This is a genomic window from Thermogemmatispora sp. (assembly GCF_019683755.1).
Taxonomy (GTDB): domain Bacteria; phylum Chloroflexota; class Ktedonobacteria; order Ktedonobacterales; family Ktedonobacteraceae; genus Thermogemmatispora.
On the sequence record NZ_JADGHT010000220.1, the window covers coordinates 1 to 7,768 of the forward strand.

At 58.2% G+C, this 7,768-nt stretch carries 7 protein-coding genes; 3 read left to right on the forward strand and 4 right to left on the reverse strand.

Annotation, left to right across the window (positions count from 1 at the left end; genetic code table 11):
• The coding region (locus IRZ24_RS13760; RefSeq protein WP_297165211.1) for a GAF domain-containing protein at window positions 1-1,215 on the forward strand (1,215 nt) is incomplete at its 5' end.
• Window positions 1,216-1,444: 229 nt separating this feature from the next.
• A complete protein-coding gene (locus IRZ24_RS13765; protein WP_297165213.1) occupies window positions 1,445-1,927 on the forward strand; it encodes a response regulator in 483 nt (160 codons plus the stop codon).
• 9 nt (window positions 1,928-1,936) lie between these two features.
• Here IRZ24_RS13765 and IRZ24_RS13770 read toward each other — a convergent pair whose 3' ends face one another.
• The 3 genes from IRZ24_RS13770 to IRZ24_RS13780 all read right to left on the reverse strand — a co-directional run bounded on the left by IRZ24_RS13770 (window position 1,937) and on the right by IRZ24_RS13780 (window position 6,027).
• A complete protein-coding gene (locus tag IRZ24_RS13770; protein WP_297165215.1) occupies window positions 1,937-3,067 on the reverse strand; it encodes a serine/threonine-protein kinase in 1,131 nt (376 codons plus the stop codon).
• Window positions 3,068-3,343: 276 nt separating this feature from the next.
• Window positions 3,344-4,705: an FHA domain-containing protein gene (locus IRZ24_RS13775; protein WP_297165218.1), complete on the reverse strand. Its 1,362-nt coding sequence runs from the start codon at window positions 4,703-4,705 to the stop codon at window positions 3,344-3,346.
• Window positions 4,706-4,812: 107 nt separating this feature from the next.
• Window positions 4,813-6,027, reverse strand: a complete 1,215-nt coding sequence (locus IRZ24_RS13780; RefSeq protein WP_297165220.1) for a protein kinase — start codon at window positions 6,025-6,027, stop codon at window positions 4,813-4,815.
• Window positions 6,028-6,408: 381 nt separating this feature from the next.
• Here IRZ24_RS13780 and IRZ24_RS13785 point away from each other — a divergent pair, with 381 nt between their 5' ends.
• A complete protein-coding gene (locus IRZ24_RS13785) occupies window positions 6,409-7,218 on the forward strand; it encodes a TIGR01458 family HAD-type hydrolase (RefSeq protein ID WP_297165222.1) in 810 nt (269 codons plus the stop codon).
• 47 nt (window positions 7,219-7,265) lie between these two features.
• On the opposite strand, the gene IRZ24_RS13790 is transcribed toward IRZ24_RS13785, so the two are convergent.
• Window positions 7,266-7,768, reverse strand: a 503-nt coding sequence (locus IRZ24_RS13790; protein WP_297165224.1) for an FHA domain-containing protein, incomplete at its 5' end; no start/stop codon positions are given.

A 7,768-nucleotide genomic window follows, 5' to 3' on the forward strand; every position in this document is an offset into this window, starting at 1 on the left:
CTCTATGAGCAGACCGATGAGCAGCTAAGGCGCAAGGTGCATGAGCTAGCGACCATTCACCGTGTCACCACGGTCATTGCGCGCACATTGAATCTCGACGAAGTGCTGCAGATGATCACTACGCAAGCGGTGCATCTCAGTGGCGCCGAGCGCTCATGTATCTTTGAACTGGATGCGGAGACCCAGACGCTGCATATCCTGGCTCATTATGGCTTCGGAGGCAGTCAGATCCAGCAGGCGCGTGTCAAGGTTGGAGAATGTTGCGCAGGTCGCGCCGTACAAACTGGGCGACCGATTATGCTCGTCGACTGCTTCCAGCAAGATGAAAAATGTTTTCTGCGCGCTGATCCATTCATTTCCTCGGAAATTCATTCTGTCCTTTGTGTGCCGTTAGAAGTCAAGCGCAAGGTCTTGGGATGTATCTGTATCTATAGCAGCCACAGGCATCTGCTGAGTCCAGAGCAGATGCAGTTAGTGGTGACCTTTGCCAATGAAGCGGCCATTGCCATTGAGAATGCGCGTCTCTACGAAGAGACACGGCGGGGTCTGGAGCTCAAATCGATGCTCCTGCGCGAGCTGCATCACCGTGTCAAGAACAACCTCGCAACAGTAGCCGGTATTCTCTCGCTGCAGCGCCGGCGGACGCGCTCGCCCGAGGTGGGCAATACACTGGCAGAGAGTGTCAATCGCGTCCAAGGCCTGGCCGCTACCCATGATTTGCTAGCCCATGAGGACCTGAGCGAGGCTCGAGTGGATGATATCGCGCGCAAGATTGTGGGCGTTGCCAGCGCTAATCTCAGTCCCCCTGATGCGCACATTACCTTTAAAGTTGAGCCATGTCCGATTGTGATCCCGTCGCGAGCAGTCACGATTCTGGCTTTAGTGCTCAATGAGATGGTCTCGAACGCCATTAAGCATGGCATGGCTGATCTCACTGAGGGAACGGTGTTAGTGCGGGGGCGTGAAGAAGGGGGGATGGTTGTGGTCGAGGTCATTGATACTGGGAAAGGGCCAAAGAAGCCCTTGGAAGAAGAGGAGAGCGGTGAAGGGCTGGGCCTCTCGCTGATCCGCAATTTGCTGACCGATCTCCGTGGACACTTCAGTCTACGGCGTGTGACCGAGCTTGATCCGCCGGCCAGTACGCCTGGCCTCAAGCCGATCTGTGGAGGCTATACGGTGGCCGAGGTGCGCTTCCCCTTGACACGCACACTCTAGCCTCGCACCTACGCTACACCCAGGTCGGCTGATGTCAGCGGCGGCTTAGCGACCTTTGCCAGATGAGGGGATTGGCGGAAGAGAATGTGTGCTGTGCGCTTTCAGCAAATGCACAAGCGGGGGCCTCTATGAACAGGCAGGCTAGGGAGCTTGTCAAAGGCGGGTTGGTAACGGTCTCTCGTGTGTGGACCTCTTCCAGGAGTCCCTGCGGTTGGGAGAAGGTGATGATATGTCTGTTCAAGAGCGAAAACCGAAAATTCTCATTGTTGAGGATGATGAAGCTATTCTCAATGTCCTCAGTCTTTTTCTGTCCTATTCCCATTTTGAGGTGCGGGGAGCGCGTGGTGGGGAGGAGGCTATGGAACTGGTACACAGCTTTGCTCCTCAGCTCATTGTCCTCGATCTGAACATGCGCCCTATCTCTGGCTGGGAAGTGCTTCATTGGTTGCGAGCCAACAAGCTGAGTCCGCCCATTCGGGTTCTTGTATTGACGGCCTCGACCCACCTGAGCGAGCACGTGCGGGGCTTAGAGGAGGGGGCCGTCGATTATTTGACCAAGCCAACCCAGCCCAGTGTATTGGTTGAGCGCATTCGTAGTATTCTGGCCATGAGCGATGAAGCTTTACTCTCGCTGCTCCAGAAGCGCCTGCTACAGCAGCGTCGCATCCTGGAGCAGCTTGTCAGACCTGGTAAAGATGAATGCTTCTATTAGGCCAGCGTCTCAAACGGGTACTGCTGAGAGAGCGTGACCGCAGGCAGTACAGAAACGGTTGCTGGCCGGATTGATGCGCCCGCAGGCAGGACATTGATTGAGAGGGCAGCCGCAGCGGGTGCAATAGCGCATCTGGGGCCTATTCAAGTGCTGGCAATTCGGACAAAGATAGCTGGTTGTGCGTGGTTGAGGTGTTCTGGCTCCGGCTGGTAGACCTGGAGCAGCTTGAGCGGGCGACCGAGCTGGTGGAGAGGGGTGCTCCCTCTGATAGGCTGGTAGCCGACCGGTGGCATGGATGGCCAGATCAAGCGCATCAGCCAGCTCGCTGGCTCGTTGGTAGCGCTGAGCAGGGTCCTTCATCAGAGCTGTCAGAATCACCCGCTCGACTGGGGCGGGAAGAGCGGGATTAAAGCGGCTTGGAGGAGGTGGTGGCTCGTAGAGGTGGCTGTGAGCCAAAGCTGGATAGTTATCGCCAATGAAAGGCGTGCGACCGGTCAGGGCCTCGAAGAGCATCACACCCAACGCGTAGATATCAGCGCGCCCATCGACCTGCCCACCCATGCATTGCTCAGGGGACATATATTCAGGCGTGCCAACGCCGGCGCCCGGGCGAGTCAACTGCTCATGACTGCTCGCCAGTACCTTGGCAATACCGAAATCCGAGAGAATGGGCCGGCCCGAACGGTCCATCAATACATTGACTGGTTTTACGTCGCGGTGAATGATCCCCTGGTCGTGGGCATAGCTGAGCGCATCGGCAATCTGGCGGAAGATCAGAGCCGCCTCATGCAAATCCATTGTCTTTCCCTGGGCGCGCAGCTGGTCGAGCCGCTGCTTTAGCGTTCCCCCATCAACCAACTGCATGACAATGTAAAGCAACCCGTTATACTCACTGGCATCGTGAACTGTCACGATGTTGGGATGGGACAAGCGGGCGACAAGGCGAGCTTCCAAGTTAAAACGCTCGACGAAGCTACGGTCTGAGGCATACCAGGGCGGGAGCACCTTGATGGCGACCTCGCGGTCTAGATTTTCCTGCCGGGCGCGATAGACGCGAGCCATACCGCCCTGCCCCAGGGGAGCCAGAATTCGATAGTTTCCGAGTGTTGCTCCGATCAGCTCATCGCGTTGTGACTGCACAACTCACCCCATTGATGCGGGCACCCTGATGAGGGTTGCGGGACCGAAAGGCCTGCAACCAGTCGCAGCATCCGAGGTGATGCGACGTGGTGGGTGCCCGACCGACGTGACATATCGTTCCGGGCCTGCCAGGGCCTGAGAAAAAAGGCAAACCCGGTACACAGAAGCAAGCCAAGCCGAATCAGGCCAGGCCAAAGCGACAGCAACCGGGCTAAACCGCCTCTGCCCGGCCAAGCCCGGGCCAGGTGGCAGTAAGCTGAGCCGCGGATCATAACCTCAACGTTTGGCGAACACGAGCACCGTCTGGCCGAGCTGGATCTTATCCCCCTCCTGAAGCGGGTAAGGCTGATACTTGGTAATCATCTGGCCGTTAAGCCGCGTGCCGTTGGCGCTTCCCTCATCCTTCAGGGCATAGTTGCCATTTCCCATGTTGATGATGGAGGCATGCAGGCGCGAGACAGCTAAATCTTCCAGGAAGATATCGCTTTCACGGCTGCGCCCAATGCTCAGCGAATCCTTTCGGATCTCATAGACGCGGCCAGCCTCCTTACCCTCCTCGACGCGCAGGATGCCAATCCGGCCCTGCGGCCCGGTAGTTCGAAGCATGGTCTTATCGGCCTCAGAGAAAGCAGAAGGGCCTGCCTCTTGAGACTGGCCGAACTGACCGGGTTGGCCACCGGCTCCAGCGGGCGGGAAGCCGGGCAGAGAAACAGGCTGTTGTACTTGCTGAGGCTGCTGCCAGGGGCTGCTAGCAGGCGAGGGAGGCGCTGGCGTCGCCGGGACCTGCCCCATCATAGCGCCACCGGCACTCTGTAGCGACTGCAGTCCTTGTCCCCAAGGCTGAGGCTGCGAACCTGCTGGGGCCCACGGATCAGCAGAAGCCGGCTGCGGCTGTCCGCTTGGAGGTCCTCCGCTCTGTCCCCAGGCAGGCATGGCCGTTGGGCCAGAGGCAGGTTGCTGCTGTTGGGGTTGCGGTGACAGCCCCCACGGTGCAGTATTACCGCTCTGGGCTGCTGGCTGGCCCCACGGACTCTGAGCGGCTGCGGGCTGTTGGCTTTCCCAAGGAGAGACTGGACTGGCCCCGGCGGGCGGATTCTCCCAACTGGCGCCCGAAGAGGAAGGAACTCCCGGGGCCTGAGGCTGTGGCTGGGCTTGTGGCATCCCCCAGGGGGCGCTCTGCGGTTGCCCTTGTGCTTGCCCGCCCCAAGGTGCCATCTGCTGCGCTTGCTGTTGGGCTGGGGACTGTGCGGACCAGGGAGCGGTCTGGGGCTGTGCTGGAGCTGCGCCTGGGCCGCTCCAACCACCTGGCTGCTGGGCGGGACCCTGGGCGCTCCACGGTGAGAAGGAAGGCGGCTGCTGGGGCTGGGCCATACCAGCACCTCCCCAACCGCCTGGCTGCTGTGGCTGAGCTGGCTGGCCCCAGAACTGGTCAGGAGAGTTCCCCATCGCTTGCTGCTGGCCCCACCCTCCTGGGGGGGCCTGGCGCTGCCACTCCGGCGCCTGAGCCTGCGCAGCGCTCGTCTCCTCATCGCGCTTCTTGCCGCTGCTGCGTATCAGCAGGATGGCCCCCACGATCAGGATAATAACGACGACCGCTGCAATGACGAGGATGAGCGGACTCGAGAGTAGATTAGGCATACTGGTTCACCCCTCCGAGTTGTAGGAGCTGCCTGGCCGATCCACATATCCGGGCGGAGAAAGCGACCGCGTGGGCCGTCCCTACAACTGCAAAATAGCGTAATAGCTCAGCGTAGTTCAAAACGAACCTCGACGCTGCCGAAGCGGAGAATATCTCCATCCTTGAGTACATGCTCCTCATGCGGTGCAAGAACCACTCCATTTAAGCGGGTTTTGTTCAGGGCATTCAAGTCCTCAACGGTAAAAGTACCATGTTGATTGCGGATATAGGCGTGCCGTCTACCAACTGTCTTATCCATCAGATTGATCTCGGGATAGATCCCTAGAATCGGGTCGTGGCGACCGACAACCATTTGTTCACCGGTCAGAGGAAAGACCTGACCCGTGGCAATAACGACCAAGCGAGCCTGTTTTTGAGGAGGCATGCGCGGAGGCGCTGGCCGCTCTCCCTCGGGAAGCTCGGCACGCTCATCGGCGCCTACCTCATGAACGCGCTGCTGCAACTGCTCTAAGGCAGCCAGAAACTCCTGAGGCGTCTGAAAGCGATCTGCGGGTGACTTGGCCATTGCCTTTTGAAAGAACTGATCCATCTCCGGTGGCAGCCCTGGCCGCTGTCGGCAAATTGAGGGCACTTTCTCATTCATATGCTTGATCACAATATCCACCGCGGTCTCACCCTCAAACGGCGGATGGCCAGTCAGCATCTCAAACAGGACGGTGGCGACCGAGTAGAGATCCGAGCGCGTGTCCGCCGCGCGCCCGCTCTCGGCCTGCTCGGGCGCAATATAGTATGGAGTGCCCATGAACATGTTTGACCGGGTCAGGGTAACGGTCTCGCTGCTTCGTGCCAGCCCGAAATCAGTGATTTTGACTACATCTTTCGTATTGATGAGAATGTTCTGCGGCTTGATATCGCGGTGGACTACGCCATGCCGGTAGGCTACATCCAGGCCCTCGACAATCTGATGCGCATAGTTGAGCGCCCGTGAGGGCTTCAGGGGTCCATAGGTGATCGTATGGTACTTGAGATTCTGCCCATCTATGTAGTCCATCACGATAAAGTGCAGGCTGTGGTCTTCCCCATAGTCGATGATGCGCACAATATGGGGATCGCTCAGGTGCAGCAATATACGGGCCTCACGCTGAAAGCGGGCCAGCAGTTCACTGTCCCCCGCCAGCTCGACGTGCAGAACCTTGATCGCATAGATATGATTATTTTCAAGGTCACGAGCAACATAGACGGTGGCGAAGTTGCCCCGCCCTCTCTCGTCAATCAGTTTGTATCGGCCCTTGATGACACGCCCGATCATGTCACCGTCCATGGCGCAATCTCCTACTTAAAGGCTATTCCTCGCGGCTATTATAGCATCATTCCCTGTCTCATGTCATTGGTACGTGGCTTTTTTCATCGCTCTCATCTCGGAAGACGAAAGCGAATAGGCCGGGTAAAACAAAGTAATAGATTACTATTCGAGTAAACACGCAAGCGCTTCTTGCTTTACTGACTGGGAACGCATATAGTGATAATGAGTACTCATCTGCCGCGCAATCCTCGGTTGCGAGCTTGCGATGATGGTGCCCTTTTCTGGGGGCAGGCAAGGCCCTCTGGGGGCAGCTCTCTTTGCTTTGATGAGGCTCTTTCTTCTCTTTTGAGTGTAGCTGTGCCAATACATCATCAGATGGCGACAACGGGAGATGCTGTCATGAGTCCGATTCGCGGTGTGCTGCTAGACATCGACGGCGTGCTGCATGTGAGTATGCAGCCAGTTGAAGGCGCTGCTCAGGCCCTCCGCTGGCTAGCGCAACATGGCTATTGCTCTGCTTTTGTTACCAATACCACGACAATGGCCCGAGCGACACTGGCTCGGCGCCTCCAGGAGATAGGGCTGCCGGTCTCTGCTGACCAACTGATTACCGCGCCTGCAGCCACGGCGGCCTATTTGCGTCGGGTCTATGCTGGCAAACGCTGCTGGTTGCTCACCAAGGGCGATACAGTTGCTGACTTTGCTGGCGTCGAGCTGGCTGAGCCGGACGAAAGGGGAGAGGCTCCAATCGATGTCGTGGTGATTGGGGGAGCTGAGGAACTGCTTTCCTATGAGAATATGAACCGAGCTTTTCGCCTGCTGATGGCTGGTGCCGACCTGCTGGCCATGCATAAAAATCTTTACTGGCGCGTCAGTGATGGCTTGCGTCTCGATAGCGGGCCGTTCGTCTCCGCCCTCGAAATGGCTTCTGGCAAGCATGCCCTAGTTATTGGAAAGCCGGAGCGTGCCTTCTTTGAGGAAGCACTGCGCGTCCTCGGGACGAGACCCGAGGAGACTTTGATGGTTGGCGACGATATTGTCAATGATATTCAGGGAGCCAGACGCGCTGGCCTGCGGGCCCTGCTGGTTTGCACCGGTAAGCACGGGCCAGATTCGCCCTTGCTCACTGCCTGCCAGCCTGAAGAGCGTCCCGAGGCAATCTTGCCATCGGTAGCGGCGCTGCCTGACTTTCTGAGCCGCCAGAGCTAAACCGACTACAGGCGGCTGCCTAGGTGGTCGGTGGGGGGCAGCGCTGCTTACTCCTTTTTCTGGGCTGAGGGCTGGTGACCATTGATCAGCTCAAAACGCATCTCAATGTTGCCGAAGCGCAGAATATCACCGTGCTTGAGAGAGCGCTCTTGGCCAGGTGGCAGAAAGTTGCCGTTGAGGCGTGTCCGGTTCCGCGAGTGGAGATCTTCGATGGTAAAGGTGCCCTGACGGTTGCGGATGCAGGCGTGGCGCCGACCTACCATCTTGTCTGCCAAGCTGATATCTGGATAGAGGTTGCGAATGGGATCTCGCCGCCCGATGATCATCTCCGGGCGGCTAAGCGGAAAGATTTCTCCTGTGGTCAGGTGCACGAGCTGTGCTGGAACCTGCCGCGACGGCGCCTTTTCCGTAATAGCTGGGGCCTCTATCAAGGTGCTTTGCTCATGCATAGGCCGGCTGACAGAGCCTGAAGAATGCGGAGGGGCAACCTCCACTGCCTCGGCGGACTCTAGCATGATACCTGGTAAGGTCGGGGCATACGGGCTACTAA

Coding starts and splice junctions, on each gene's coding strand:
- IRZ24_RS13765 (WP_297165213.1), top strand. CDS start 1,445: ATGTCTGTTCAAGAGCGAAAACCGAAAATTCTCATTGTTGAGGATGAT.
- IRZ24_RS13775 (WP_297165218.1), bottom strand. CDS start 4,705: ATGCCTAATCTACTCTCGAGTCCGCTCATCCTCGTCATTGCAGCGGTC.
- IRZ24_RS13780 (WP_297165220.1), bottom strand. CDS start 6,027: ATGGACGGTGACATGATCGGGCGTGTCATCAAGGGCCGATACAAACTG.
- IRZ24_RS13785 (WP_297165222.1), top strand. CDS start 6,409: ATGAGTCCGATTCGCGGTGTGCTGCTAGACATCGACGGCGTGCTGCAT.